The following is a 26,036-nucleotide window of genomic DNA, read 5'->3' as shown; positions in this document are numbered from 1 at the left end:
CCACCACGCCCCCACGCGGGCACGAGGAGAGGACACCTTCCGTGTCGAACAATGAGACCGAAGCCGCCCTGTTGGCGGAGGGCGACCTGGTCGCCGACTACTTCGAGGAGCTCCTGGACATCGCCGACCTCGACGGTGACATCGAGAACTCCGTCCAGGACGGCCGCGCGTTCGTCGCGATCGACACCGATTCGGACAAGCTCGTGGGCAAGGACGGCGAAGTCCTGGACGCCCTGCAGGAGCTGGCCCGCCTCGTCGTCATGACGGAGACCGGTCACCGCTCGCGCTTGATGGTGGATGTCGCGGGGTACCGCGCGCGCCGCCGTGCGGAGCTCGTCGCCATGGCCAAGGACGCCATCGCCGAGGTGCAGGAGTCGGGCGAGCCGGTGCGAATGGCCCCGCTCAACGCCTACGAGCGCAAGATCGTGCACGACGAGGTGGCCACGGCCGGCCTGGTGAGCGAGTCCGAAGGCGAGCCCCCGGCACGTCGCGTCGTCGTCCGGGCGAAGTGACGCAGGAGGCTGTCGTCGAGGAGGAGGCCCGCAAGGGCCTCCTCTCGCTTTACGGGCAGAATGCTGAAACGATAGAGCGATATGTCGCTATATTGGCATCACGTGGGCTCGAGTGGGGGCTTCTCGGCCCCCGCGAGGGTGACAAGCTGTGGCAGAGGCATATCGCCAACTCCGTGGCGCTGATCGACGCGATCCCCGCAGGTGTCGAGGTCGCTGACGTCGGCAGCGGCGCCGGACTACCCGGCCTCCCGATCGCCATCGCCAGACCGGACCTGCGGGTCACCCTCATCGAGCCCCTGCTGCGGCGGGCCAACTTCCTCACCCTCGCCGTCGAGGAGCTGGGACTGGAGGACCGCGTGGAGGTGCACCGTGGGCGCGCCGAGGACATGAAGCGGCACTTCGACGTGGTGGTGTGCAGGGCCGTCGCCCCCCTGCAGCGGCTCCTGGGCTGGACCACTCCCCTGTTCTCCGACGGTGGCCAACTCCTCGCCCTCAAGGGCGAGTCGGCCGAGCAGGAGATCCGTGACGCGGGCGCAATCCTGGCACGGTCCCGCCTGGTCGCCGAGGTCCTGGAGCTGACGGTAGCCCCCGGCATCGAAGGCACGCGCGCGATCCGCGTCCACTGACCCCGACGGGTGGCTGGGCCTTCCCGAGGCGGACTGCCGTGACGGTGTCACCGACGCCGCGACCCCGAAGCGGCCGCACTACCGCCGCGTCCCGCTGTCGGTGCAGGGAACCCTGACACGAGGAGTCCGGGGGTTGAGCAGAGCCGAGCCGCCCCCTGCGCGGGGTGAGCCGCGGCGAGCCGCCTGCGGCTCAGCGCGTGTCGACTTGGGTTGAGCCGGGCCGAGCCGCCTGCGGCTCCGCGCGTGTCGAAACCAACCAACGTTGGCTTCGTCTGGACCGACCCCCGACGCCGCGTCACGCTGTCGGTGCCGGGAGCCCTGACACGAGGCCCGTCCGGCCCTTGTCCGCCGTCTGCTTGTTGGCCGCGTGTTGGTCTTGGGTTGGGTGGTTGAGGCCGCCCGGGCCTCGTCTCACGTCTCCCTGCACTGGTGTGCTTGTGGTGTGGTCGTTTCCGGGCGTGTGCCGGCAGGGCGGCCCTGGCTCGAGCATGCTTCAGGAGGGTTCTTCCGGGTGCCCCTCGGGTTGGGCATCCCTGCGCCCAGCCGCCCTGCCGTCCCCCACCCTCGCGCCCACCTCACGTCCCCGCCGTCGCACTCGCCACCGTCGACCCCGTCGCCCCCATCCGCTGGTAGAGCCGCGCCGAGCCGTCCCCTTTCCGCTGGTAGAGCCGCGCCGAGCCGTCCCCTTTCCGCTGGTTGAGCCGCGCCGAGCCGCCTGCGGCTCCGCGCGTGTCGAAACCAACGTTGGCTTCGTGTGGAGCTGAGTGCCGCCGAGTGCTCGTCGACACGCGTGGGTTGAGCAACCGGCGGGTTCCGGGAGCCCTGACACGAGGCCCGTGCGGCCCTTGACTACCTACTGCTTGTTGGTGGCGTGTTGGTCTTGGGTTGGGTAGTTGAGGCCGCCCGGGCCTCGTCCCACGTCTCCCTGCACTCGTCTGCCTGTGGCGTGGTCCCCTCCGGGCGTGTGCCGGCAGGGCGGCCCTGGCCCGGGTCTGTTTCAGGCGGGTTGTTCTGGGTGCCCCTCGGGTTGGGCATCCCTGCGCCCAGCCGCCCTGCCGTCCCCCACCCTCGTGCTCACCTCACCCCCTGCGCGCCCGGAGACCGGCACCTCTCCGCTGGTTGAGCAGGGCCCTTTCCGCTCGTGTCCTTCTCGCTTGTTGAGCCGCGCCGAGCCGCCTGCGGCTCAGCGCGTGTCGAAACTGCCGTGAGTTCGCCATGGACCCGGGCCGGGTCCATGAACCGGGTGCGAGAGGCTTCGACGCGGTCGGTGGCGCTTCGCGTCCGACTGGCTCACCCAGCGGCGTGGTTGAGCCGGATGCACCTTCCGCTGGTTGAGCCGCACCGCGCCGCCTGCGGCTCAGCGCGCGTCGACTTGGGTTGAGCAGGGCCAAGCCGCTGGCGGTCGGAGGCTTCGGCGCGGTCGGTGGCGGTGTGTGTCCGGGTGGTCGGCTTAGCGGAGTGAACACTGGTGGCCGGAATGGGAGAGGTCTTCTCGCGTTTCACGTGAAACGCGACACGCTCACTTCGCGAGACTTCATCAGCTTGGGTAGAGTCGTCGCGGACACCGAGGAGGCCACGGATGGCGCTGTTCTTCCGCAAGCGAAAGACCCAACCCACCAATGACGACGAACTGTGGAAGACCCACAGCAACGTTTCACGTGAAACGGGGTCGCTCCCTCGCCGCGCCGCCAACGACGCCGGGGCCACTGTCGAGTCGGAGTACGGCGACGAGCACGTGGACTTCGACGCCCCCAGCACGACGCTCCCTCGTCCTGCGAGCCCGAGGATCGTCGTCGTGGCGAACCAGAAGGGTGGCGTAGGCAAGACCACCACCACGGTCAACCTCGCTCACGCCCTCGCGCTGGGCGGACTGAATGTCCTGGTGGTAGACAACGACCCGCAGGGGAACGCATCCACCGCCCTGGGCGTCGCCCACACGCCGGGAACCAAGGGCACGTATGAGGTGCTTCTCGAGGGCATCGGCATCATCGAGCACGCCCAGCCGTCGCCGCATTCCCCGAACCTCCACGTGCTGCCCGCGGCGATCGACCTCGCGGCCGCCGAACTGGAGCTGGTCAACATGCGAGGCCGCGAGCACCGCATGCGCGACGCCATCCAGCAGTACGTGGACGAGTCCGGCGTTGACTACATCTTCTTCGACTGCCCGCCGTCGTTGGGCCTCCTCACCCTCAACGCGCTCGTGGCGGCCAACGAGATCCTGGTCCCCATCCAGACCGAGTACTACGCCCTGGAGGGCGTCACCCAGCTGATGCGGACCATCGCGCGCGTCAAGGGCAACCTCAACGACGACCTGGAGCTGAGCACCATCCTGCTCACCATGTACGACAGCCGCACCAACCTCTCCCGCGAGGTCGCGGAGGAGGTGCGAAAGCATTTCCCCGAACAGACGTTGACGAACGAGATCCCGCGCTCGGTCCGTATAGCCGAGGCGCCGAGCTTCCAGCAGACCGTACTGACGTATCAGCCCAAGTCACCCGGCGCCGTCGCGTACTTCGCGGCCGCCAAGGAGATGGCCGAACGGGCGACAAAGGCGGAGGCATGATGGCCGGCATGAAGAAGAGCGCGCTCGGACAAGGCCTGGGAGACCTGTTTGCCCGGACGGACGACAACGAGGTCGAGAAGCTCAGCGACGGCTCCACCTTCGCCGAACTCCCGCTGGGCCAGATCTCACCGAACCCCCAACAGCCCCGCACGGTGTTCGACGAGGACGATCTGGCGGAGTTGGCTGACTCGATCGCCGAGTTCGGGGTTCTGCAGCCCATCGTCGTGAGGCGCAGCGGCGGCGACACCTACGAGCTGGTGATGGGGGAGCGACGGCTCCGCGCCAGCCAGCTCGCCGGACGCGAGACCATCCCCGCCATCGTGCGTGGCACCGACGACACGGCGCTCCTGCGCGACGCCCTCCTCGAGAACCTGCATCGGGCCAACCTGAACCCCATCGAGGAAGCCAACGCCTACGCGCAGCTTCTCCAGGACTTCGGCTGCACCAAGGAGGACCTGTCCCAGCGGATCCACCGCTCCCGACCCCAGGTGTCCAACACGCTCCGGCTGCTCAACCTGCCGGAGCGGGTCCAGACGAAGGTCGCGGCCGGGGTGCTGTCCGCTGGCCACGCCCGGGCGCTGCTCGGCCTCTCCGACGCAGAACAGCAGGAACGCCTGGCCGAACGGATCATCGCCGAGGGCCTGTCCGTCAGATCGACGGAGGAGATCGTCGCGCTGGACCGGGGGAGTGCACCCCGGCGCACGGCCACCCGCGCCCCGCGCACGCCGTCGGAACAGGAGCTCGACCTGTCCACGCAGCTGAGCGACCACTTCGACACCCGCGTCAAGGTGGCCATCGGCCGGAACAAGGGCCGCATCACCATCGAATTCGCCTCCGGGGAGGACTTGGGCCGAATCATGGCGATCCTGGACGGCACAACCGTATAACGCTGTGAAGCTAAGTCTGTATATCACTTTGACGACAAAACGACTGAACCACATGACGAGGTACCGATGAGCGCCGCGACACCAACAGCCCCCGCCACCGTCGATCCAGCCGATATCCCCGCGATCCGTGGGGCGCTCACGCGTTACCGGATCATGGCCTACGTGGTGGGGATCCTGCTCGTCGTCCTGGTCTGCGTCGGGCTCCCGCTCAAGTACATCTGGGGCGACGGGCGCGTGGTCACGTGGACCGGCATGCCCCACGGCTGGCTGTACATGATCCTCCTCATCACGGCCTACGACCTAGGCCGACGGGTGAAGTGGTCGATCAAGTGGTTCCTGCTCATCATGGCGGCGGGAACGGTCCCGTTCCTGTCCTTCGTCGCCGAGCACTTCGCGACGAAGAACGTGCGGGCCACCATCGCCGCCAGCCAGGCCGCCGAACAGCTCTAGAAGCAGTGGGGGCTCAGCGGGCGGACGCCTCGGACTCCTTACCGAAGCCCCGGGCCACGTAGAAGCCGAACGCGACAGCACCAGCCGCGAACACCCACCACTGGAGGGCGTACCCCCGGTGGGTGGCCGACCCTTCAGCAGTGGGCAGCACCAGCTCCGCCGCCGCCAGCCCCTGAGCCGCGGAATCCTCCTCCGACAAGGTGACATAGCCCCCGACGAGCGGCGACGGCCACTCCTGTGCCAGCGCCTGCACCCGGATCGACCCCAGATCCGCCCCCTCCGCGACAGCCTCGGCCGCGAAGTCCGAGGCCAGGAACACCCCGGTCACCTCCTGCGGCCCCGCCGGGGCCGGCCCCACCGCGACACCGGGCTCGACGGCGCCGCGCACCACGGCCACGTGCCGGCCGTCGTCCATCCGGAAGGCCGTGACCACCCGCAGGGGTGGCTCCTCGCCCACGAGCACCTCGTCGGCTGTGTAGGCGCCGGACAGCGTGACGCGACGCCCGTACACGTCCGCGATCTCACCGTCTGCCGCGACACTGTCAGCCAGCGGGACCGCGGCCTCCGCCGCCCGCTCGGCGGACACGTCTCGGGTGGACTCCTGGTACGACGCCATCTGCCAGAGCCCCAGCATCAGCATCAGCCCGGCGACGACGAACCCGGCCACTACCGCGACCACCTGCTTGGCGCGCACCCCCACGACGGCCCCTCTCAGCCGCGCGCGAGGTCGACCAGCTTGGCGAACACCTCGCCCAGCTCCCGGCCCGCGGCCTCGAACGCCAGCGGGGCCAGCGACGTCTCCGTCATGCCCGGGGCCACGTTGCCCTCGAAGAAGACGGGGCGCCCCGACCTCTCCACGATCATGTCCACGCGCGACAGGTGCCGGAGCCCGAGCTCGCGGTGCACCGCGACCGCCAGCGCCCCGGCCGCCTCGAGCGCTTCGTCGGACAGGTCCGGGGGCGTGACGAAGCGGGTGGCGCCGGCGGTGTAGCGCGACTCGTAGTCGTAGACCCCGGACTCCGGACGGATCTCGACGGCCGGGAGCGCCACCGGCCCGTCGCCCTCGTCGAGGACGGTCACCGCGATCTCGGTGCCCGACAGGTAGGACTCGATCACCGCGACGGAGCCGTAGGCGTAGGCGGCCACCAGGGCCGCGGGCAGGCCCGACGGGTCGTCGACCTTCGTGACGCCCAGGGCGGACCCGCTGCGCGACGGCTTGACCATGAGTGGGTAGCCGAGCTGCGCGCCGATGCCCTCCATGAGCGCGGGAGCGCCGAGCTCGCGGAAGATGTCGTGGGGAAGCGCGATCTGCCGCGGCGTGGCCAGGCCGGCCCCCCGCACGACGGAGGTGGCGATCGACTTGTCGAACGTGAGCCGCGACGACGCGCCGGCCGGCCCCACGAAGGGCACCTCCAGCACCTCGAACACCTCGCGCAGGGCCCCGTCCTCGCCGAGGCCGCCGTGCAGCATCGGCACCACGACGGCGTCCGCCGTGCGGCGGATGAGGGGGATCAGATCGGCGTTGACGTCGGCCTCGATGACCTCCCGGCCCACGTCGCGGAGGGCCTGCGCCACCCGTCGGCCCGAGCGCACCGACACGTCCCGCTCGTGGCTCAGCCCGCCTGCAATCACGATGATCGTCATGAAACTCCTTGTCAGCTGAGGTCTGGACCCGGGCCTGCGGGCCGCGTGCGGTCGGTGGGGGAGGAGGCGATGCCGAAGGTGTCCATCATCTCCAGCTCGCGGCGGACCACGTCGGCGAAGCGCTGCACGCCCGTCCTGATGCGGTCCGCCGGAGGGAAGCAGAACGAGAGGCGCACGTTGCGGGCGCCCTGGCCGTCGGCGTAGAAGGCGCCTCCCGGCACGAACGCGACGCGGGCGTTGACGCCGCGCGGCAGCATGGCCTGCGAATCCACGCCCTCCGGGAGCGTGACCCACACGAAGAAGCCGCCCGCCGGCCTGGTCCAGGTGGCGCCGTCGGGCATCTCCTCGGCGAGGCTGTGGAGCATCGTGTCGCGCCGCTCGCGATACATGCTCCGGTAGACCTCCACCTGCCCCTTCCAGTCCTGGGTGGACAGGTAGGTGGAGATGGCGAACTGGCTGAACACGGGCGGGCACAGCGTGGCGGACTCCTGCGCCAGCACCAGCTTCTCGCGGACCGCGTGCGGGGCCAGCACCCAGCCCACACGGAAGCCGGGCGCGAACGTCTTGGAGAACGAGCCCAGGTAGATCACGTCCGCGTCCACCGAGCGCATCGCCGGGATGGGATCGGCGTCGAGGGTGAGCAGCCCGTACGGATTGTCCTCCACGACCAGGATCCCCTCGGCGGCGCACGCGGCCAGGATGTCGAGACGGCGCTGCCACGGCTGCGTGGTGCCCGAAGGGTTGTTGAAGTTGGGGATCGTGTAGAGGAACTTGATCCGCTTGCCGGCCTTCCGGAGGCGGCCCACCGTCTCACGCAGGGCGACGGGATCCAGCCCCTGGTCGTCCGAGGAGACGTGCACCACCTCGGTCTGGTAGCTGAGGAAGGTGCCCAGCGCGCCCACGTACGACGGCGACTCCGCCAGCACCACGTCCCCAGGGTCACAGAAGATGCGCGTGACCAGGTCCAGGCCCTGCTGCGAGCCCGCGGTGATCACCACATCGTCGGCGTGCGCGGTGATCCCCTCCAGCGCCATCACGTCGAGGATCTGCTCCCTCAGCACCGGCTCACCCTGACCGGAGCCGTACTGCATCACCTGGGTGCCGTTGGTCTGGATCATGGTGGACAGCGAGGCGGCGATCTCGGTGAGCGGCAGGTCCTTGATGTTGGGCATCCCGCCGGCGAGCGAGACGATCTCCGGCCGGTTGGCTACGGCGAACAGGGCTCGGACGGCGGAGACCCGCATGCCGTTGGTGCGCTGTGAGTAGCTGTCGACGAACCGGTCGAGCCGGGTGTCGTGCCGGGAGTGTTCGGTCACTGTCGTTTACCTTGCCGTCCGGGGCGCATCGCCGTCGACGGCGCGCCCGCGCGTGGGAGTTGCTCCGCTCACCCTATCCCGTGCCGCAAGGACCGCACGGCCGCCCACGGTCCATATCCAGATGGAGGGGCGCCACTATCGCCCGATGCGATGCCGCGGGCAGGTGATGGACCAGTGGTTGCCCTCAGGGGGTGACGGCGGCGTCGAAGCTGCCGAGGAGCTCGAGGACCGAGGACTCGGTCTGTTCGGTCACGGCCAGCAGGAGGAGGCCCGTCTCCTCCTTGATCCGGCCGCACGCGGGGAACGTGGTGTCGACGGAGGTGCCGCAGAGGGTCCCTGCCGCCGCGTCGGCGGCACTCTGCACACCGGCGTCGGCGACGAAGGTGGGGAGGTCCTCCTCCGGCCACGTCATCACGAAGATCACCTTGTCAGCGCCGTCGGAGTAGTCCGCCCGCACGATCCGCTGGTTCTCGGGGGCAGGCCCGGTGCTCTCGGTCACCTCGCCGCGCACGAACTCGCCCACCTGCACCGGAGGATCCATGGACAGCGTGGGGGAGGGCTCGGGCTCCGGCTCCGACCCTCCGCCGAGTCCGCCCAGCCCGGCGCCGATCAGCCCGCCGGTCACCACCAGGGCGGCCGCGACGGCGGGGCCCAGGAAGCGTGACCAGGCCGGGGCCGACGGCTGGGCATCGGCCTGCCCGGCGGGAACCGCCGTCCAGGTGCCGGGGTCCTCCGGCGAAGGCGTGCTCATCAGAGCAGCTCGTTGATGGCCTTCTTCAGGGCGCCCTTGGTCTTGCCGCCCGACAGGGACTTCGCCACGCGTCCGCCCTGGAAGAACTGGAGCGTGGGCAGGCTCAGCACCCCCTGCTCCGCGGCGAGGTTGGGGTTGGTATTGGTGTCCACCTTCACGAACTTCACCGCGCCAAATTCCGACGAGAGCTCGTCGATGATCGGCGACATCTGCTTGCACGGCGCGCACCAGTCCGCCCAGTAGTCGACCACTACGAGCCCATCGGCCATCAGGACCTCGTCGACGAAGGTCTTCTCGGTCACGTCCATGACTGCCATGGTGCTGCCTCTCGGTTGAAAGCTCGGTCACGTCAGTTTATGCGTTCGTGCGTGGGTGGCCCGTGTTTTCAGTCCTCGAGCGCCTGCAGGTACTTCTCGGCGTCCAGCGCCGCGGAGCACCCGGTGCCGGCGGCCGTGATGGCCTGGCGGTAGGTGTGATCGACGAGGTCACCGCAGGCGAACACCCCCGGCAGGTTGGTGGCGGTGGAGCGGCCCTCGACCAGCACGTAGCCCTCGGCGTCGGTGTGCACCTGGTCCTTGACGAGGGCCGAGCGGGGGTCGTGGCCGATGGCGATGAACACGCCCTGCACGTCGAGGTCGCGCAGCTCGCCGGTGTGGGTGTCCTTGAGCGTGATGGACTCGACGGACTTCGCGCCGTTGATGGTCTCCACCACCGAGTTCCAGGCGAACTCGATCTTCGGGTCACGCATGGCGCGGTCCACCATGATCTTGGAGGCGCGCAGCTCGTCGCGACGGTGCACGATGACCACCTTGGAGCCGAACCGGCTGAGGAACGTGGCCTCCTCGACGGCGGAGTCACCGCCGCCGATCACGGCGATGGGCTTGTCGCGGAAGAAGGCGCCGTCGCAGGTGGCGCACCAGGACACGCCGCGGCCGGAGAGGCGCTCCTCGTCCGGCAGGCCCAGCTTGCGGTAGCCCGACCCCATGGCGAGGATGACGGACTTGGCGTGGTACTCCACGTCGTCGGAGTCCTTGACCACCTTGATCGCGCCGGTGAGGTCGACGGCGGTGGCGTCGTCGGTGATGAGGGTCGCGCCGAAGCGCTCGGCCTGCCTACGCATCTGGTCCATGAGGTCCGGGCCCATGATGCCCTCGGCAAAGCCGGGGTAGTTCTCCACCTCGGTGGTGTTCATCAGCGCGCCGCCGCCTTCGAAGGAGCCCTCGAACACCACCGGCTTGAGGTTCGCGCGCGCGGCGTAGATGGCCGCGGTGTAGCCGGCGGGGCCGGAGCCGATGATGATGACGTCGTGCACGGTGGGCATGGTTCTCCTTCGCGGGGGCGGTGAGCCGCCCCCATGGTAATGCGTTCCCGTCGATGCCCATGAGTCGCCTGCGTGGCGGGGCTACGGGCCCTCAACTATACCCCCGGGGGGATACGGTGTCGCGGCGGGGTGTCGCGGAGTAGCCTTCGCCTCATGAGTGAGGAGTTGTCCCGCGAGGAGCTCCACGCCGCGCTCGAGGTGCGGCGGGAGATGGGCGCGGAGATCGAGCCGGCGCTGGTGGACTCGCTGGCCGCGAAGGTCGAGGCGACGGTGCGGCGCCGCTACGAGGCGGAGCTCGCCGCCTCGAAGGAGCGCGGGGTGGCGGACAAGCAGGGGCAGGGGAGCCGGCTAGCGCTGGCCATCGTGTCGCTGGTGCTGGCCATCCCGCTGACCGCGATCACGGGCCAGTTCGGCTTCGCGGCGATGCTCATGGTGTGGGTGGGCATCGTGCTGGTCAACGTCGCGATGGCGTTCAAGCGGCCCGGCTGAGCCGGCGCGCGGGTTCCGACAGCTGGTGACCCTGAGCGGCGCGGAGTGCCCCCGCCGCTTCGATGCCCCTGGCGCCCGGTGGACCGACACCGGGCTCTGACACCAGAGCGGTCAGTACGCGAAGACCCGGTCCACCTCGTCGGCGGGCACGTCCTCGAGCGAGGCGTGCCGCCACACGGGGGTGTTGTCCTTGTCGATCAGCAGGGCGCGCACGCCCTCGACGAAGTCACCCGACGGGATGACCGTCTCGGCCAGCCGCAGGTCCTGGGCGAGCACCTCCGCGAGGTGCAGGCGGCGGGCCCTCACGAGCGCGCGCATCGCAACGTGGACGCCGAACGGGCTCCGGGCCCGCAGCTCGCGGGCCGCGGCCCGGGCATCCTCGGCCGGATGGTTCTCGAGCGCGGCGACGATCTCCAGCACGTCGTCCGAGGCGTAGCACTCGTGGATCCAGGCCGCGGACTCCTCGAACAGCGGGGCCGGGAGGTCGCCGTCGGCCGACTCGTCGGCGAGCCCCATGAGGAGGGCGTCGCCGCCGGTGAAGGTGGCCGCCGTGAGGGCCACGTGCTTGCCCACCGCGCCCGCCCGGGAGAGTTCGTACATGACGCCCGCGTCGGGGAAGAAGCCGATCTTGGTCTCCGGCATGGCCATGACCGTGTCGGCGTAGACGATGCGGCGGTCCACGTGCCCGCCGATGCCGAGCCCGCCGCCCATCGCGATGCCGCGGAGGAGGGAGGTGACCGGCTTGGGGTAGTTGGCGAACATGATGTCGAGCGCATACTCGGTCTCCAGGTAGCGCAGGAACGGGCCGCCGTCGCGCACCACCTGGGCCAGGGCGCGCACGTCGGCCCCGGCGCAGAACCCGCGGTCGCCGTTGCCGGCGAGCTCGACGGCGGTCACCGCGTCGTCGTCGTGCCAGGCGGTCAGCGCCTCGTACATCGCGGTGAACATGTCCTCGGTGAGGGCGTTGATCGCGCGCGGGCGGTCCAGCGTGATGCGGGCGATCCCGTCCTGCACCTCGGTGACGATGAATTCAGACATGGGGGCAAGCCTAAGTGAACCCCGGGGAGGGTGTCAGCCGCGGGCTACTGGAGGCGCATCCCGGGTTTCATCCGGTTGAGGACGGCGCGGGCGGTCTCGGCGTCGATCACCAGATCCGTGGCCACCCCGGCGCGCAGCGCGCCCAGCACCGAGGCCGTCTTGGACAGCCCGCTCACCACGCAGATCCGCCGCGGCACGCCCTGCAGCTCCGCGGGGGTCATGCCGGTGGCGCGCTTGTTGATCTCGAGGTCGCGGTAGCTGCCGTCCTCGCGCAGCATGACCGTGCACACGTCGCCCACCACCTTGGAGTCGCGGAGCTGCTTGAGGTCCGCCTCGCTCAGGTAGTTCGACGAGTAGACGTGGCTCTGCAGCTCCGAGTGCAGCCCGCCCACCCCGAACAGGGCGACGCGGCAGTTCGCCCGCACGGCCAGGATGTGGCGGGTGCTCTGCTCGCGCCACATGGCCTCCTTGGTGGCCGGGTCGTCGAAGAAGGCGGGCAAGGCCAGGAGCTGCTCCTGACCGCCGAACGCCTGGGCGAACTTGTGCAGGATGCTGCCCACGTACGGCAGGCCGGTGGTCTGGTGGTTGGCTCCGCCGTTGAGGCCGATGACCGTCACGCCGCTGAGGTCCCTCGGGCGGAGGTGGGTGGCGATGGCCGAGACGGTGGTGCCCCAGGCGATGCCCACCACGTCGCCGTCGTGGACGGCGTTGCCGAGGATGCCGGCAGCCATGCGGGCCACCTGGTCCAGCCGGAAGATGCTGCTCGCGCCGGGGCGGACGTGCACGAGGTGGGCCTGGACGTTGAAGTACTTCTCGAACAGCTCGGCCATCCGGTTGAGCGGGCGGTCCGGGTCCACGATGCTCACGCGCACCAGGCCGCGGTCGCGGGCCTCCTTCAGCAGCCGCGACACCGTCGAGCGCGAGACCCCCATGTGGTGCGCGATGGCGTCCATGGTCTCGGATTGGACGTAGTACATCCGGGCTACGGTGAGCAGCGAATCGCTCGTCTTGGTGACCACTCGTCCTCCTTGGGGACACCTCGTCGTGTCGTTACCGCCTGTCAGGACAGTCTAGGCCAGGACATGCACGAACGTGCAGGTGGGGTGACATGGACGTGCAGACTTACCGGCCCCGCGACACCTCAGGCAGGCGCCACCCCCACACCGCGCCCAGGATGCCGAGGCCGGCGAGGAACAGCAGAGCCCACGCCACGCCGGCCAGGGCCAGCAGCGAGCTGATTCCTCCCACGATGAGCAGGAAGATGCCCATCGCCGTGTTCGACACCGCCACGTAGACCGTGCGGAGGTCGCCGTCGGCCATGTCGATGACGTAGGTCTTGCGGCCGACGCGGACCCCGGTGTGCAGCAGGGTGAGCAGGAAGTAGCCGCCGATCAGCGTGACCGCGCCCGCCGTCGTGGAGCCGTCGAAGCCGGGCACGGAGACGAGGGCCACGAGGACCAGGACGACGGTGGAGGCCGCGGCGCCGCCGAAGGCCATGAGCCGACGGCTGGACCGGTCCGCCCATCGGCCGAAGATGCGTCCGCCGATAAGCGAGGCCACGCCGGAGGCGATGACGAACCCGCCCAGGCCCGAGAGCCCGGTTGCCCCCGAGGTGGCGGCCAGCGTCACGACGAACGGCGGGCTCAAGGCGGAGACGAGCAGGAAGCTGCGGGTGGTGACGAAGCTGCGGAACTCCTTGTCGTCGCGGAGGAGGCGCAGCACGCCGCGCGCGGATCCGTCGGCGTCGTCGTCCTTCACGTCCTCCTCGGGCTCGCGGATACCCGCCTGCACGACGGCGGTGGCCACCCATAACGCGGCCCCGCCCGCCAGCAGCCACGCGATCTGGCCGGGGGAGAGATCCTCGCCGCCGAGCAGCCGGATGCCGAGGCCCAGTGTGATGGCGACGAGGCCCGCCGCCGTCGTGCTGAGGCCGTTGATCTGCCCGCGCTCGCCCTTCGGCACGACGCGGCCCTGCACGTCCTTGGAGGCGATGGAGGTGAGGCAGCGCCCGGCGGAGAACACCGCCAGGGCCGCGACGATCGCCACACCGCCGACCACGCCGGATCCGACGGCGGCCGTCACGGCCATCACCGCGACGGCGGCCGCCTGGATCAGGCTGCCGACCACCAGAACCGGCGTGCGACGGCGGAACTTCACGACGATCGGCGTGAGGAACGCCTGGGGGAGCATCGAGCCGGACTCCCGGATGGGGACCAGCAGGCCGATCAGCGCCGCGGGCGCGCCCATCGCGTGCAGCAGCCAGGGCAGGACGGTGGAGGCGTTGACCGTCTGGTCGCCCGAGGACTGGAGCGCCCCCGACGTGACCAGCCGCAGGCCATTGCGCGCGACGTTGCCGCCACCCGCCCCCGGGAGGGCCGCCTCAGCGGCGGGGTCGCGGCGGACGAGCTTGGAGTAGAGGGCGTCGGACATGCTCACGCGCCCGAGATTAGGACACGGGGGCGCCGGTGGGCCCGCTCAGCGCCACGACGAACTCCAGTGTCGGTTCTGCCCGGGCAGACGCGGCAAGAACCGACACTGGACAGCCCACCCGCCGTCCGTTGGTGGCTCCGGCGCGCCCTGCCCTATACTTGCCGTCGATTCGGGGCATTAACTCAATTGGTAGAGTGCCACCTTTGCAAGGTGGAAGTTAGGGGTTCGAGTCCCCTATGCTCCACAGCAGAACTCCCTGGTCAAACGCCCTTGACTAGGGAGTTTGTATGTTTCACCATGGACCCGAGTGCCCCCAGAGGGACAAAACAGAGCTTTCAGATCGCACGTTCATCGCACGCGCCAGCGGCGGTCTGTCGGGGTTCCTACTCTCATGAGACGGTTTGGATACATCCGACGCCTGCCGAGCAAGCGGTATCAGGCGAGCTTCACGCATCCGGACGATCCGGGCAGGAGGGTGGTTGCGCCGACGACGTTCACTCACAAGAGCGATGCGGAGCACTGGCTGGGAGTCCAGGAGCGCGCCATTGAGCGAGGGGAGTGGCTCTCGCCCGAAGAGGTTGAGGCCCGACGGCCGAAGGTGCGTACCCTCCAGGAGACTTACGACCGGTTCCTGGCTCAGCGCCCGCGGCCGTTGGCGCTGTCCACCCTCACCGCGTATGAGCAGGATTGGCGGCTGCGCATCGTCCCCCACTGGGGGACCGATCGTGACGTGAAGGCCATCACCCACGACGACGTGTGGCAGTGGCGTCAGGGTCCGTTGGGTGCTGAGCGGCGCCGCGACCGGTCGTCGGTGGCCTTGTTCAGCGAGCTGCTGGCCAAGGCTACGCATTGGGGATGGATCGACAAGAACCCAGCCGCCGGGGTTGGCATCCCGCGGAAGACGAAGGCGATGGAGCAGCGGCACGTGTTCGACCTGGACGATGTGCGCCGCTATCTGCAGGCCGCCGAGCCTCAGCATGTGGCGATGTTGGCCACGGTTGCGTTGGGCGGGCTGAGATCGGGTGAGGTCCGGGGTCTGCGCCGGATGGACCTCGACCTCGAGGGGCGGCGGATCTTCGTGCGCCAGGCGATCGAGCATGGCAAGGACGGCAACGCCTACCGCGTGGGGGTGAAGGCTCCCAAGACCGCGGCCGGCATCCGCTCGCTGCCCATGTCGACGACCTTGGTGACGATCCTGCGGGATCACCTGGCGTTGCACCCACGGTCGCCGGAGCAGCTGGTGTTCACCGTCGCGGATGGCAAACCGATGGGGCCGGCCGAGGCCGATCGCCGGCACAACCGGGCGCTGGCCAACATGGGGTTGCGGACCCCGGAGGCGGAGCGGCGCCGATTGTGGCGGAAGGGGCTTCCGGTACCGAAGGAGGACCACATCACGCTGCACGATCTGCGTGCTTCGTACGCCGCCTGGCTCTTCAGCGAGGGGTACACGATCGCGGAAGTCATGCTTCTGCTGGGGTGGAGCGATTCGCGGATGGCGCTTGAGGTCTACAGCCGCGTCTTCCCACGCCGGGTCGAGAGTGTGGGCCCCAAGCAGGATGAAGCCCTCAGGGGCCTGACGGTGGTGGTGGCCTGAGACCCGGGCGGGCGTGGCCGCATGGTCGAGCGCGACCGCCTCGGCGGGGAGAGGCCTGCTGGGCTGGTCGTGGGACACGGTTTCGCGCTGGGGGTGTCTGGATGGGGTTCCTAGTGCTATGCGACACGCGGGAAGGCGAACGGAAGGCACATGGCAGCGCGACGAAGGCGGACCTCGGGCGGCGCGTTCTCGGCGCGGTCTTCGACTTCCTCGGCCAGGTGCGCGTCGAGCAATCCAGACCAACCGTCACTCACCTGAGTCACATCCCTAGGAGGCACCGATGTCCCAGACCCTGCGGCAGGCCGCGAGACGACGCGCAGCCGAGCAGTTCCAGAAGCGCCGCGAGGAGCACGTGGCGCGCGAAGCCAGGATCCGGGACCTCGTGCTCGAGGCAACCACAGCGCTGCTGGAGCGCGAGCGCGTCACCGGCCTGACCGAACACCGAATCGCCGCTGCGTTGTGTGAACTCGAGGAACTGACGGTCACCACGGCAGAGGCTGCCGCACTGTGCGGACTCGAACCGCGTGAAGTCGCGAAGCTGAAGAAGAACCATCGAGAGGAGCCATGATGAGGAGCCACAACAGTTCGACACCCACCCCGGAGGTGAGGACCCGACGCTGGGCCTCTCTCAAGGAAGCCGCCGAGTACATCCGTGTCCACCCCAAGACCCTGACGCGGCGTTTCAGCGACGGCTCCTTGATCCGGTACCGCGTGGGACGACGCGTGATGGTCGACCTGGATGAACTCGACGATCTCGTGACTGCGAGCGCCGGCGGCCTCAAGACGCTGCTTGGGTGACGCGGTAGGCCGGGAAGCCACGGAGCAGACCTGGCCCGCACGCCCACAGCCAGGACGCGGTTGCTGTATCGATCGCGACCGTCGTGGGCGGCGGGTTCTGCCTACCCACGACGTCGCTCTCGAAGTTTGCCATCCGCGAGGAATGTGAGTGGGGTGCTCGCGTTTCACTCTCCAACCTTCACTCTCATGCCGATGAGCGAGTGGACATGTCCGGACGTCTGAGATCATGTGGCAATGAAGAGCACTATGGCGGCTCTTCACAGAAGGCAGTGGATTGATGGGCCGCGTTTGAGCGGCGGCTGACCCGGGTCAAGGATCCCGTCCCGGGTGCCCTGGGTCGAGGAGGGGGCCCTCGGGTTGGCAGGATGAAGGTGTCTACGCCTCATCTGAAACCCAAGGGCCCTTGTGCGAAACGCTACCCCACCCTGCCTCGATACGTTCTTCCGGCTCGATCGTCTCGGGCTGACCGTGACCGCCCAGCGCGTCGAACCCGACCACACAGTGCTGCGCTGCCGCCCCACCACACCGCCGTCGCCGTGTCCGGGGTGCGCCGGGCCAGGGGTGCGGCACGACGCGGTGCTGCGTCGTCTGGCGCATGTGCCCTACGGCTGGAAACCCACGATCCTCGAGGTGATCGTGCCTCGATATCGCTGTGTCCCGTGCCGAAGGGTGTGGCGCCATGACATCCGGGCCGCGGCTCCGTCGAAGGGGAAACTGTCGCGTGACGCGATCATGCAGGCCGTCAAGTCCATCGTGATCGACCGAATGTCGATCGCACGGGTCGCGGCCAACCTCGGCGTCGCCTGGAACACCGCCTGCGACGCGATCCTCGCCGCCGGCGCCGACCTGCTCATCGACCATCCGCAGCGCCTCGACGGGGTCACCACGGTCGGGGTCGATGAGCACGTCTGGCGACATACCCGCCACGGCGACAAGTACGTCACCGTGATCATCGATCTCACTCCGACCAGGACCAGAAGCGGCCCGTCGAGGTTGTTGGCGGTGGTCGAGGGCAGATCGAAACAGGCCTTCAAATCCTGGCTCGAAGCCCAAACTGAGGCCTTCAGGGACACGGTCGAGATCGTCGCGATGGACGGCTTCACCGGCTACAAATCCGCCGCCGTCGAAGCGATCGACACCGTCACCACCGTGATGGACCCCTTTCATGTCGTGGCCCTGGTCGGGGACAAGCTCGACCGCTGCCGGCAACGCGTCCAGCAAGAGACCCTCGGGCATCGGGGCCGCTCCGGGGACCCGCTCTACGGGATCCGTCGGGTCGCCCGGACCCGCGCTGGGCTGCTCACCGAGAAGCAACAGCGCCGGCTCGCCAAAGTGCTCGCCGACCAGCGTCACGTCGCGTTCGAGACCACCTGGAGCGTCTACCAGGACGTGATCGACGCCTACCAAGCCGACGACCCCTCCGAGGGGAAGAAGATCATGACCCGACTCATCGACACCATCAAGACAGGAGTCCCCGCCGGCCTCGACGAACTCCGCGTCCTGGGCCAAACCCTTCATCGACGCCGCGACGACATCCTCGCGTTCTTCGACCACCCCCGCACATCCAACGGCCCCACCGAAGCGATCAACGGCCTCCTCGAACACCTCCGAGGCACCGCCAGAGGCTTCAGAAGCATCGTCAACTACATCGCCCGCTGCCTACTCGACGCAGGCGGGTTCAGACCCCAAATCCACCGCCTTCTGTGAAGAGCCACTATGGCTGCAACGCACGTGCCGGGCAGGCAGCCGGGGTCGACGCAGCTGAGGCTGACAGTGGCCTCTGCCCAAGTCTGCCTGATCGCGGCGCTGGCATGGCTCTGGTTGACCGGAAGTTCTGATCCCAGCTCGATGACCGTCGATTGGGCGTTCGTGTGGCTCACAATCGCTACGCCGTTGTCCTTGGCTCTCTCTGGCTGGTTCGGCTGGAGACTCCACAAGCGCGCCGGCTCGAAGGGTCCTGCGACGATTCGCGGCCTGGCCTTGGTCGCCCAGTGGATAACGTTCGGTCTATTCGCGCTCACCCTGTGGATCGCGCCGCTCGCCATCTTTGGTGCCGTCGTTTTCGGCCCCATAGGGTGAGGCGCTGGATAGCACAGTCGCGAGCACTGCGGCCCATCCGCTCAATTGCCGTGCCGCGGCGACTGCGCCGTGCCGGACGCTATGCCTGAACGCGCTGATCCGCGAGGTTGCACTTCATGGGACAGCATTAGGCGGGGCGTGGGCAGGTAGGCCCGTCCTCCAGCGGACATGTTTGCTGACGAGGTGCTCAACCATCGTTCCGGTGAGTTCCGCGGATGTGCGCGTTGTGATGACGGTGCACACGCTGCAGGATGTTGTGCTGCTCATAGTTGATGGCCAAGCTCACCGCCATGACACCTCGCCGTTTGAGCGGGCGTGGATACGCTGAGAAGTCAACCATCCACAGCGACTGTGTTGCTCGACGCCAGTCCTTGATGGATGGGAACTCTCCGCTGAACTCAACCAGATCTGCCTCAGTCACCTCAACAGCGTCTATGTCAACAACTTCGAGCAGAACCGTGTGATACAAGTACTCGGCCTGAGCCTCCGAGTCGCCAAGGTCGATCTCCGAGAACCATTGCCTGTACTCCGCGACCTCTTCAGGGGTGTTTTCCGTCGACGTCACGATCTGGAAGCCATAACCTGCCTCACGCAGAGCGGTCAGCCGCTCGTCCGAGGTGCAGGCCAAGTCGTACAGGGCCCTGAACGCCGTCCAGTCTTCACGAACATCTACCGCGTGAGCGGAGAAACGCAGATCGACACCTTCAGGCCCCCACCCACGATAGATGACCCAGTACTCGCGATACGGGTCAATGCCGTGACCATTGCCCAGCCTTCCCCAGAGGTCCTGCCACTCCTCCGGAGCCCTGGGCCGGCACCAATCCTCGATGCTCGCGATTGCGGACCTAGGGTCTGACATAAGGGGACCACCTTGTCCTTCAACCACTGCCTTCTCGCCCACCTTTTCCCTTGCGGCTAAGGGACACACGAACCGGCTCGACGGGGGTTACCCTACGCCGTGCTGGGATGGCTCCACTGCCGCCACACAGGGCTCGGCCGCGGACAGGCAGAGTCGGGACCAGCCCAGACCACGCCTTGGCACTCACTGGATGGACGGTCCTCGTAGAGGAGAGCCTTCGTGGAATGTCGGCATCGTTACCTCGGGAACACACGCTGGCTGGCACCAACAGACTGCACTCCCTGCCTTACCGGCAACTCCGCTTCTGGCGCTCCTGGTGTGATCTGGATGGCGAAGATCGACCGCCATAGGGCTTGACGGTGGTACTGCCCGCGGTACCATATCTCTGTGGCGACCGTAGACAAGCTCGTGGCAGCGATGCGGAAGAATCCACAGAACGTGCGCTTCGACGACCTCCACAAGGTCTGCGAGCACTACTTCGGTTCGCCCCGCAGAACCGGCGGATCACATGCAGTGTTCAAGACCCCTTGGCCCGGTGATCCCCGGGTGAATATCCAGAACAGCAACGGCCAGGCCAAGCCGTACCAGGTGCGGCAGGTGCTGGCCGCGATCGACAAGAAGGAGGCGAAGTGATGTCCCTCACCGAGACGGCCGACGTGTCCCGTTATACCTACCGGGTGACGTGGTCGGTCGAAGACGACGAGTTCGTCGCCACCTGCGCCGAGTTCCCCTCGCTGTCGTGGCTCGCCGACTCCCAGCCAGCGGCCCTGCAGGGGCTGGTTGACTTGGTCGCAGACACCGTGGCCGATTTGGCGGCGGAGGGTGAGGCCGTCCCCGAACCGCTGTCGGAGCGGAGCTACTCGGGCAAGTTCAACCTCCGTGTCGGTGAAAGCCTGCACCGCCGCCTCGCGATCCAAGCTGCCGAAGAGCATCTCAGCCTCAACCAGTACGTCGTGCAACGCCTCTCAGAGGCCTCCTGAGCGACCTCTGAAACATCCGCAATTGCCGCGACCAGGGGCTTTCTATTCCTCGTTGGGATCGCTGCCTTGGAGTCGGACCAGGCCCAGACCGTTGGGCGGGGCGCAGACGTAGAGCACGTAGGTTCTGCCGCGTCGCTCGGTCTCTGCCCACTCGAGAATCTCGGAGTCGTCGGCTCCAGTGATCTCGAGTTCCTCTGCCGCACCGTTGGCATCGTGGAAGTAGAGGCGATAGCGGGGATGGGTCACCTCCCATGTCTGGTCCCGGGGATCAACGGAGCTCACGAGCATGGACACAGCCTGCCGGACGCGAAGTCCGACGGCTACCTGCTTGCTCCCCAGCCACTCGGATCTGCCGCACCCGGTACTGGTCGTGAACCTCACCTGTGGACGCTCGGCCTCGTGGGACACTAGTTGTTCTTGGGGCCGCTGCTATAGCAGCTCGTTTGCGGGCGAGGGTCTCGTGAGAGCAGGTGGGTGGGCGTGGTCTTCCTCTCGCGGCGGCTGCTTCTTGGGTGAGTCCGTCGGTGGTTAGGCGCACCAGCGCCGTCGTTTCGGGACGTGCGCGATCTGGTGCGGGACCCCTCAGCGGACCCCGTGGGGGCTACATTGGCGTTAGTTACCTTTACGGTCGTGGGATTGGCGTCGATCGTCGGAATCGTTGGCACGGTCTTCTTCGCTGATGTTGAGATGTACTGGGCGGTGGCACAAGTCGTGGGTGCCATGATCGGCGGATTGTTGTATCTACTCCTGAAATGGGTGCTGGTCAGATTGAGGTGGGTTGCTAACCGGGTCACGCTTTGGGATGAGCTCTTCTTTGCTCTCACTGCGGTGACTCTCTGGTTTGGCGAGCTACTACTGCGCTGACGAGGTGGTGCACGGCGGACCCTACCGTTCGCCCCCACAGCAGAGCCGACATCTGCTCATGCCGCGCTGAGGTGGTCGCCGGTGGCGACGGCGCGGCCTCCATGATCCGCACGTCTCTTGATCCTTTGATCAGGGTCAGCTCCTCCAGCACTGCATGTTCACCGGAGGGCCTGACCCCCAAAGCCTCTAGGGTTCTGTCATGGAGTCGCGGTCGAAGTCGATAGTTGCCGAGCAAGCCAAGACGGTGGTTACTCGGCGCATCTTGGGCGTAGTGGCCGCCTCTTGTGGCGTTGCGGCGATCGCCACATGGGTGGCCAGGACTCTGCTTCAGGGTGGACCCGGCTGGGCTTTGACGGACGCCGTCCTGCACGCCGTCTTCTGGATCTTGCTCGCGGGTGCGGCGGTGTTCAGCGCCGGCGCCCTGGGGTTCTGGCCAGGACCAGTGGCCAGTACGCATCGTCGTGGCCTTGTTCTGGGTGGTCTGTTGGGGTTCTTCGCTGTGATCGGGACCGCCGTCCCGAACTGGTTCGTCTTCACCACGGCCCCTACACTTTCGCAGCCGTTGCAGTTCCTGTCGTTGGTCTGGGGCGGAACTCTCGATTTCGTTGCTCTGGTGGGCTCCTTTCTGATCGCTGTGTCAGTCATCGGGCTACTGACCCGCGGCGGTTCAGCTCCAGGCGATCACTGACCTCCTGGGTCACCACTTCACACTGCGACGCCGCCCGCTTGACCCTCCCCGAAGGCGTCCTGCCGCCGCCACCAGCTGCGCGCCGAGCGCGATAACGGCGGCCGCCATGCCAGTGCAGAGTTGCTCAGGCGAACGCACTGATCTGCCGCGTTGAGACAGTGGGTCGGGTTGATCGCCCTGCTTGCAGAATGCTAGCATTGTGTCATGACGACCCTGTACATCCGTGACGTCTCCGACGATGTCGCCGCTATCTTGAAGGAACGGGCGGCGGCGCAAGGCATGTCGTTGTCGGCCTACCTAGCCGCCGAGTTGGCCAAGATCGCCACACGGCCCACCAACGAGCAGATCGTTGCTCGGCTCAGGGCGCGGGACCGTTCCAGCGGGCCCAGTTCCGACGACATCGTCGCAGCGGTGCGGGCGGGCCGTCGGTGATCGTGCTGGACGCCTCCGCGATGGTCGAGGCGCTGATCGGCAGCGAGGTCGCCGACGAGCTGCTGGATGCTCTGACCGGCGACGTGCACGCGCCGCACCTGCTTGACGTCGAGGTGTTGTCCGTGCTGCGGGGCTTGCTTCTGGGCGGCAAACTAGATCCCGCTGTCGCGGAGGAGGTTCGTCGTGACCACTTCGCGTTCGCCGTCAATCGCTACGAGGTCTCGCCATTGGCTGATCGGATCTGGCAGTTGCGTCATCAGTACACGAGCCACGACGCCGCGTACCTCGCTCTGGCCGAGGCGCTGGATGCACCGCTGTACACCTGTGACGCGAAGCTCGACAGCGGCGGCCACAACGCCGAGGTGCACCTGCTCCACCGAACACACTGATCTGCCGCGGTGTGCGAGGGGAGCCTGTCGGCTTGGTGGTCACCCCAGCACGACCGCCCTAAATGCCGCTGCGGGCGTGTGGTCAGAGTTGGAGGTGCAGGCGCAGGGCGTCGTCGAGTTGGGACATCAGGTGGGTGGGAATGCGGCCAATGACGGGACCGAGTCGTGCCACCGAAACCGAACGAACTTGTTCAGCTTGGGCTTTCGAATCCACATGGATGCCTGTTTCATGAGCGGAGAGGAGGACCTGGAAAGGGAAGACCCTCGCGATGCTGCTGGTGACGGGTACCACGGTGACGACGCCACGACCCAGCCTGGCTGCGATGGCGTTTGCGTTGTCGTTGCTCACGATGACTGCCGGCCTACGCTTGTCCGCCTCTCCTGCGCGGGAAGGTTCCAGATCGACCAGCCGGATCTCACCGCGGAGCATCAGCCAGCCCATCGGCAGCGGCGGAGTCCCAAGCGTCGGCGTTACCCGAGTCCTCCCACTCCTGCCAGGCTGCTTCGTAGGCGGTCTGGAGTTCTGCGTCGCCAAGTAGCCTGATCGCCTGCTGGATGGCCGCGGAGCGGGACTTCAGGCCAGCAGCGTGGGCGTACTTGTCCAAGGCTGCGACATCGCTCTCGGAGAGGCTCACGCTCAACTTCATCCGACTCATGCGACCAGCTTACTACCGGACTTCCTACCACGGTAGCTCAGATGTCTGCCGCGTGTTCGTAGCCTCGGGCTTCGGTGTCCCCGAGCACGACCGCCCTCAACTGCCGCGACGGGTGAATCAACCCACAGGTGGGCAGGGAAGGCGGCATCCGGGCCCTGAAGACTCCCGCTGCTCGTGCTCAAACTCGTAGGCGCACTCGCCACACATGCCAGCCATCTCATTGCCGGTGCCAGAGTGCTCAGGCCACGGATGCCGACACTCGGGACAGTCGCCCAACTCGCGCAGCCTCCGTGCCCGCACCCGGCGCTCTCTCCGTCGCTCGAAGAAGCTACTCAGGCGTCAGGAAGCCGCGTTCCGCTCGCATCCTCATGCTGCGGTGTGCGAGGGTCGTGACGTCAGCGTCCGAGCTCGAAGGACTGGCATGATCCTCCGGATAGCTCCTCTTGGTAGTCGCTGAGTGTGGACGCGGATGGTCGCTCTGCTCGGTGGTCAGCCGTTCGACGGGTCGGGCTCCGGGTACTCGAGGTCGAGACACTCGAAGCCCTTCGCGACGGCGGCGTACAGGCGCTCGTGGCCGGCAGAATCCCATTTCACGTGGGGGAAGTACTTCCAGTAGTAGACCTCATTCGAGGCCGTGCTTTCGCCGGTGTAGGAGGCCTGCGAGTCGGATGCGATCAGCCATTCCGCGTCCGCAGGGTTGTCGAGGCTGTCGGCGTTGGTGAGCCGGGCGCGGCCCGTGGCGCCGTCGGTGGTGGCCACGACGACCCACCAGTTGATTCCCGCGGTCAGGCCTTGACCCACCGCGATCTGCACCGCCTCCTCCCAGTCCACAGGCCCCCACCGTGATTCATGGCTCAGACGCGTCGCGCGGCTGATCGGCTCGCATACCATCTCCGCAGCCAGCGCCGCGTTCGGAACACGCTCGGACCAACCGGGCTCAGCGGTCACGGCGGATGACTCAGATGGCTCCACCGGGACAACAACGATGGCGGTGTCCTCGGGGCTTGTCTCGGCCGGGGTAGCCGACTGCGGTGAACTCGCTGCCCCTGAGGCCGAGGACGTGACCCTCACCCTCGGACCCCGGGGCTCGTCCACTGTGCAGGCGGTCAGCACCAGCACACTCAGCGCACCCACCAAGGCCACCGGCTTCACCAGCCATCGACCAGACGGCGCGAAGGCGCTCAGCGCCGGAGGGTCACCATCGAACCGATCACGACAGGAACCCCCAGACGGCCGGACGTGCGGCAGCTGCAGTCTCAACGGTGCCCCCCCGGGTCAGCGGTGCTTGTGCTTTGTGTCGAGCACAACTCTCCCACGGGTGCCGGTTCACGCCGACGAGCCAAACCATCAGGCAGGCTCACGTCGGACGACGCCCCGAACATCGGGATCTGCCGCACTCGGTGATCGGTGCGACCTCTTCGGGTTCGTCAATCGAGCAGCGGGATGTCGAGGTCGTAGGCCAGGACGACCGCCCGGGCGAGCTCGGCCTCTTGTGCGTAGGTTAGAAACCCGACGGTCCGGCCGAGCAGCTTGCTCGGAACGGTGACGACGTTGTCGAGGGAGATCACGCCGTCGTGGTCGAGGCCGTTGGCAGGGCCGACCGGGACCTCGCTGGACAGGTCCTTGATCGTGGAGGTGATCGGCGCGATGGTGACTTTCGTCATGGCAGCACGCGCGGCGTCGCGAGTCAGAACGACTGCTGGTCGTGTCTTGTCGAGCCGCACCAGGCAGATCTCGCGCACTGGTCAGTCCTCGACGTTGGTGTGTGCGACGGACCAGTTGACCAGCTCGTCGAGCTCGTCAGCAGTGCCCTGTTCGCGCAGGATGGTGGCGTCGTGCTCGGCGACCTGACGGCGCATCTCGCGCTCGACGGCACGTGCCACCAGTGCGGCTCGGCTGGGAGCGTTGCCGGCGGCCACGGACTTGTCTAGGAAGGCCACCATGTCGTCGGGGAGTCGGATCGCGATCTGCACGGTCATGTCACCGATCATACCAGTACGGGTCCCAAATTGGGATGCACTCCCATTGGGTGCAGGGTGTGTGCCACTTCCCTGTCAGGGGGTAGCTGGCAGGCTTCCGGTATGGGTACGTCGCGGGTCGAGCGGAGCAGAGGACGAGTACCAGACGCTGGCCACCGTCACGCTGCAGAACTACCTCCGTCTTCGCGGTGCCGGTCATGCCCGCGAGCTTGGGCCACCGATGCGGTGCCGAGCAGGATCGGCTGACCCTCCGCGTGGAGACACGAGCCGCGCACGGACCTCGCCTACGGACAGCGCACCGTCCGGGTCTGTCAGCATCCTGTCATAGGCTGTAGCAACCTGCTCCAGAAGCCAGGCGTCGACCGCTCGGTCGCGTGCCGCCAAGGCCCGTAGGCCTTCGCGGATGACCTCGCTCTCGGAGGCGTACTCGCCGGAGACCACCTTGGCGCGGACCATGTCGGCCATCTCGTGGGGCAACGTCACACTCATCTGCTTCGTAGTTCTCATGTCGACCTCCTCCGCCCAGGGTAGGACTCAGTCCTACTTGAAGGCACTAGGGATTCTGCGCCGCTGGGGTGCATGTCGCACACCGCTGATGAGCGAGTGCCAAAGCGAGGACTGCGCCGTGATCACCGAGGGCTCACACCCGGGTGACCGTGGCCTCGCATCGGCAACCTTGTGCGTTTTGGGC

At 67.7% G+C, this 26,036-nt stretch carries 34 protein-coding genes and 1 tRNA gene; 18 read left to right on the top strand and 17 right to left on the bottom strand.

The genetic code is table 11. From position 1 onward, the window contains the following. Positions 1 to 41 precede the first annotated feature (41 nt). The 5 genes from ACX1D3_RS03245 (at position 42) to ACX1D3_RS03225 (ending at position 5,038) form a co-directional block, all read left to right on the top strand. On the top strand, positions 42 to 512 hold the full coding sequence (locus ACX1D3_RS03245; RefSeq protein WP_458996475.1) for a Jag family protein: 471 nt from the start codon (positions 42 to 44) through the stop codon (positions 510 to 512). Beyond that, on the top strand, positions 509 to 1,138 hold the full coding sequence (rsmG, locus tag ACX1D3_RS03240) for a 16S rRNA (guanine(527)-N(7))-methyltransferase RsmG (RefSeq protein WP_458995549.1): 630 nt from the start codon (positions 509 to 511) through the stop codon (positions 1,136 to 1,138). Before ACX1D3_RS03245 ends, rsmG begins: the two co-directional genes overlap by 4 nt. Before the next feature lie 1,579 nt (positions 1,139 to 2,717). After that, positions 2,718 to 3,701 carry a ParA family protein gene (locus ACX1D3_RS03235; protein WP_458995548.1) on the top strand — a complete coding sequence of 328 codons (984 nt, stop codon included), beginning with the start codon at positions 2,718 to 2,720 and terminating at the stop codon, positions 3,699 to 3,701. After that, positions 3,701 to 4,588 carry a ParB/RepB/Spo0J family partition protein gene (locus ACX1D3_RS03230; RefSeq protein ID WP_458996474.1) on the top strand — a complete coding sequence of 296 codons (888 nt, stop codon included), beginning with the start codon at positions 3,701 to 3,703 and terminating at the stop codon, positions 4,586 to 4,588. The genes ACX1D3_RS03235 and ACX1D3_RS03230 overlap by 1 nt, the downstream gene beginning before the upstream one ends. 66 nt (positions 4,589 to 4,654) lie before the next feature. Next, positions 4,655 to 5,038: a DUF3817 domain-containing protein gene (locus ACX1D3_RS03225; RefSeq protein ID WP_458995547.1), complete on the top strand. Its 384-nt coding sequence runs from the start codon at positions 4,655 to 4,657 to the stop codon at positions 5,036 to 5,038. Between the two features lie 13 nt (positions 5,039 to 5,051). Here the strand turns inward: ACX1D3_RS03225 and ACX1D3_RS03220 are convergent, their stop codons facing one another. The 6 genes from ACX1D3_RS03220 to trxB all read right to left on the bottom strand — a co-directional run bounded on the left by ACX1D3_RS03220 (position 5,052) and on the right by trxB (position 10,070). After that, complete coding sequence (locus ACX1D3_RS03220) at positions 5,052 to 5,738, bottom strand: SURF1 family protein (protein ID WP_458995546.1); 687 nt, start codon at positions 5,736 to 5,738, stop codon at positions 5,052 to 5,054. Positions 5,739 to 5,749: 11 nt separating this feature from the next. Continuing rightward, positions 5,750 to 6,682: a D-alanine--D-alanine ligase family protein gene (locus tag ACX1D3_RS03215; RefSeq protein WP_458995545.1), complete on the bottom strand. Its 933-nt coding sequence runs from the start codon at positions 6,680 to 6,682 to the stop codon at positions 5,750 to 5,752. Positions 6,683 to 6,693: 11 nt separating this feature from the next. Beyond that, entirely contained in the window at positions 6,694 to 7,998 is a 1,305-nt protein-coding gene (locus ACX1D3_RS03210) for an aminotransferase-like domain-containing protein (RefSeq protein ID WP_458995544.1), read from the bottom strand. A 184-nt stretch (positions 7,999 to 8,182) separates the two neighbouring features. Further along, positions 8,183 to 8,749 (bottom strand): hypothetical protein, encoded by a 567-nt coding sequence (locus ACX1D3_RS03205; protein ID WP_458995543.1) that lies wholly within the window; start codon positions 8,747 to 8,749, stop codon positions 8,183 to 8,185. Further along, positions 8,749 to 9,066: a thioredoxin gene (gene trxA, locus ACX1D3_RS03200; protein WP_458995542.1), complete on the bottom strand. Its 318-nt coding sequence runs from the start codon at positions 9,064 to 9,066 to the stop codon at positions 8,749 to 8,751. Before trxA ends, ACX1D3_RS03205 begins: the two co-directional genes overlap by 1 nt. Before the next feature lie 68 nt (positions 9,067 to 9,134). Beyond that, positions 9,135 to 10,070 carry a thioredoxin-disulfide reductase gene (gene trxB, locus ACX1D3_RS03195; RefSeq protein ID WP_458995541.1) on the bottom strand — a complete coding sequence of 312 codons (936 nt, stop codon included), beginning with the start codon at positions 10,068 to 10,070 and terminating at the stop codon, positions 9,135 to 9,137. A 153-nt stretch (positions 10,071 to 10,223) separates the two neighbouring features. Here trxB and ACX1D3_RS03190 point away from each other — a divergent pair, with 153 nt between their 5' ends. Next, positions 10,224 to 10,559, top strand: coding sequence for a hypothetical protein (locus ACX1D3_RS03190; protein WP_458995540.1), 336 nt, complete (start codon positions 10,224 to 10,226; stop codon positions 10,557 to 10,559). Positions 10,560 to 10,670: 111 nt separating this feature from the next. On the opposite strand, the gene ACX1D3_RS03185 is transcribed toward ACX1D3_RS03190, so the two are convergent. The 3 genes from ACX1D3_RS03185 to ACX1D3_RS03175 form a co-directional block, all read right to left on the bottom strand. Next, positions 10,671 to 11,597, bottom strand: a complete 927-nt coding sequence (locus tag ACX1D3_RS03185) for an enoyl-CoA hydratase/isomerase family protein (RefSeq protein WP_458995539.1) — start codon at positions 11,595 to 11,597, stop codon at positions 10,671 to 10,673. A gap of 44 nt (positions 11,598 to 11,641) precedes the next feature. After that, entirely contained in the window at positions 11,642 to 12,616 is a 975-nt protein-coding gene (locus tag ACX1D3_RS03180) for a sugar-binding transcriptional regulator (RefSeq protein ID WP_458995538.1), read from the bottom strand. A gap of 103 nt (positions 12,617 to 12,719) precedes the next feature. Next, complete coding sequence (locus ACX1D3_RS03175) at positions 12,720 to 14,027, bottom strand: MFS transporter (RefSeq protein WP_458996473.1); 1,308 nt, start codon at positions 14,025 to 14,027, stop codon at positions 12,720 to 12,722. 171 nt (positions 14,028 to 14,198) lie between these two features. On the opposite strand from ACX1D3_RS03175, the gene ACX1D3_RS03170 reads away from it, so the two are divergent. From ACX1D3_RS03170 to ACX1D3_RS03145, 6 genes are all read left to right on the top strand, one after another. Further along, positions 14,199 to 14,271: transfer RNA gene (locus tag ACX1D3_RS03170), tRNA-Ala, on the top strand. 147 nt (positions 14,272 to 14,418) lie between these two features. Next, positions 14,419 to 15,621 (top strand): tyrosine-type recombinase/integrase, encoded by a 1,203-nt coding sequence (locus ACX1D3_RS03165; RefSeq protein WP_458995537.1) that lies wholly within the window; start codon positions 14,419 to 14,421, stop codon positions 15,619 to 15,621. Between the two features lie 280 nt (positions 15,622 to 15,901). After that, the gene (locus tag ACX1D3_RS03160) at positions 15,902 to 16,189 is read left to right on the top strand and encodes a hypothetical protein (protein ID WP_458995536.1); all 288 of its coding nucleotides are present in this window, start codon (positions 15,902 to 15,904) and stop codon (positions 16,187 to 16,189) included. Next, positions 16,189 to 16,419, top strand: a complete 231-nt coding sequence (locus ACX1D3_RS03155; RefSeq protein ID WP_458995535.1) for a helix-turn-helix domain-containing protein — start codon at positions 16,189 to 16,191, stop codon at positions 16,417 to 16,419. Before ACX1D3_RS03160 ends, ACX1D3_RS03155 begins: the two co-directional genes overlap by 1 nt. Positions 16,420 to 16,824: 405 nt before the next feature. Then, entirely contained in the window at positions 16,825 to 18,126 is a 1,302-nt protein-coding gene (locus tag ACX1D3_RS03150) for an ISL3 family transposase (protein ID WP_458995534.1), read from the top strand. Positions 18,127 to 18,135: 9 nt separating this feature from the next. Continuing rightward, positions 18,136 to 18,498, top strand: a complete 363-nt coding sequence (locus tag ACX1D3_RS03145) for a hypothetical protein (protein ID WP_458995533.1) — start codon at positions 18,136 to 18,138, stop codon at positions 18,496 to 18,498. 187 nt (positions 18,499 to 18,685) lie between these two features. Here ACX1D3_RS03145 and ACX1D3_RS03140 read toward each other — a convergent pair whose 3' ends face one another. After that, on the bottom strand, positions 18,686 to 19,399 hold the full coding sequence (locus tag ACX1D3_RS03140) for a hypothetical protein (protein ID WP_458995532.1): 714 nt from the start codon (positions 19,397 to 19,399) through the stop codon (positions 18,686 to 18,688). A 345-nt stretch (positions 19,400 to 19,744) separates the two neighbouring features. Between ACX1D3_RS03140 and ACX1D3_RS03135 the strand changes: the two genes are divergently transcribed. Together ACX1D3_RS03135 and ACX1D3_RS03130 are read left to right on the top strand one after the other, a co-directional pair. After that, a complete protein-coding gene (locus ACX1D3_RS03135) occupies positions 19,745 to 19,990 on the top strand; it encodes a toxin HicA (RefSeq protein WP_458995531.1) in 246 nt (81 codons plus the stop codon). After that, on the top strand, positions 19,990 to 20,337 hold the full coding sequence (locus ACX1D3_RS03130) for a type II toxin-antitoxin system HicB family antitoxin (protein ID WP_458995530.1): 348 nt from the start codon (positions 19,990 to 19,992) through the stop codon (positions 20,335 to 20,337). The genes ACX1D3_RS03135 and ACX1D3_RS03130 overlap by 1 nt, the downstream gene beginning before the upstream one ends. A 42-nt stretch (positions 20,338 to 20,379) precedes the next feature. Here the strand turns inward: ACX1D3_RS03130 and ACX1D3_RS03125 are convergent, their stop codons facing one another. Next, positions 20,380 to 20,625, bottom strand: a complete 246-nt coding sequence (locus ACX1D3_RS03125; protein WP_458995529.1) for a hypothetical protein — start codon at positions 20,623 to 20,625, stop codon at positions 20,380 to 20,382. 348 nt (positions 20,626 to 20,973) lie between these two features. On the opposite strand from ACX1D3_RS03125, the gene ACX1D3_RS03120 reads away from it, so the two are divergent. The 4 genes from ACX1D3_RS03120 (at position 20,974) to ACX1D3_RS03105 (ending at position 22,710) form a co-directional block, all read left to right on the top strand. Beyond that, positions 20,974 to 21,201, top strand: a complete 228-nt coding sequence (locus tag ACX1D3_RS03120; protein ID WP_458995528.1) for a hypothetical protein — start codon at positions 20,974 to 20,976, stop codon at positions 21,199 to 21,201. Between the two features lie 199 nt (positions 21,202 to 21,400). Continuing rightward, entirely contained in the window at positions 21,401 to 21,889 is a 489-nt protein-coding gene (locus ACX1D3_RS03115) for a hypothetical protein (protein WP_458995527.1), read from the top strand. A gap of 204 nt (positions 21,890 to 22,093) precedes the next feature. Then, positions 22,094 to 22,321 (top strand): FitA-like ribbon-helix-helix domain-containing protein, encoded by a 228-nt coding sequence (locus ACX1D3_RS03110; protein WP_458995526.1) that lies wholly within the window; start codon positions 22,094 to 22,096, stop codon positions 22,319 to 22,321. Then, positions 22,318 to 22,710, top strand: coding sequence for a type II toxin-antitoxin system VapC family toxin (locus ACX1D3_RS03105; protein ID WP_458995525.1), 393 nt, complete (start codon positions 22,318 to 22,320; stop codon positions 22,708 to 22,710). The genes ACX1D3_RS03110 and ACX1D3_RS03105 overlap by 4 nt, the downstream gene beginning before the upstream one ends. Before the next feature lie 82 nt (positions 22,711 to 22,792). Here ACX1D3_RS03105 and ACX1D3_RS03100 read toward each other — a convergent pair whose 3' ends face one another. The 6 genes from ACX1D3_RS03100 to ACX1D3_RS03075 form a co-directional block, all read right to left on the bottom strand. Then, positions 22,793 to 23,140 carry a type II toxin-antitoxin system PemK/MazF family toxin gene (locus ACX1D3_RS03100; protein ID WP_458995524.1) on the bottom strand — a complete coding sequence of 116 codons (348 nt, stop codon included), beginning with the start codon at positions 23,138 to 23,140 and terminating at the stop codon, positions 22,793 to 22,795. Continuing rightward, positions 23,127 to 23,366: a ribbon-helix-helix domain-containing protein gene (locus ACX1D3_RS03095; protein WP_458995523.1), complete on the bottom strand. Its 240-nt coding sequence runs from the start codon at positions 23,364 to 23,366 to the stop codon at positions 23,127 to 23,129. The genes ACX1D3_RS03100 and ACX1D3_RS03095 overlap by 14 nt, the downstream gene beginning before the upstream one ends. Before the next feature lie 489 nt (positions 23,367 to 23,855). Continuing rightward, positions 23,856 to 24,197, bottom strand: coding sequence for a hypothetical protein (locus ACX1D3_RS03090; protein ID WP_458995522.1), 342 nt, complete (start codon positions 24,195 to 24,197; stop codon positions 23,856 to 23,858). A 596-nt stretch (positions 24,198 to 24,793) separates the two neighbouring features. Then, positions 24,794 to 25,090: a type II toxin-antitoxin system PemK/MazF family toxin gene (locus ACX1D3_RS03085; protein ID WP_458995521.1), complete on the bottom strand. Its 297-nt coding sequence runs from the start codon at positions 25,088 to 25,090 to the stop codon at positions 24,794 to 24,796. Positions 25,091 to 25,111: 21 nt separating this feature from the next. Next, positions 25,112 to 25,345: a YlcI/YnfO family protein gene (locus tag ACX1D3_RS03080; RefSeq protein WP_458995520.1), complete on the bottom strand. Its 234-nt coding sequence runs from the start codon at positions 25,343 to 25,345 to the stop codon at positions 25,112 to 25,114. Positions 25,346 to 25,540: 195 nt separating this feature from the next. Beyond that, complete coding sequence (locus tag ACX1D3_RS03075; RefSeq protein ID WP_458995519.1) at positions 25,541 to 25,852, bottom strand: type II toxin-antitoxin system ParD family antitoxin; 312 nt, start codon at positions 25,850 to 25,852, stop codon at positions 25,541 to 25,543. Between the last annotated feature and the right edge of the window lie 184 nt (positions 25,853 to 26,036).

Source organism: Tessaracoccus yangjingae (assembly GCF_054483935.1).
The sequence above is the reverse complement of the archived record's forward strand: the minus strand, read 5'-3'. Positions and strand labels throughout refer to the sequence as shown.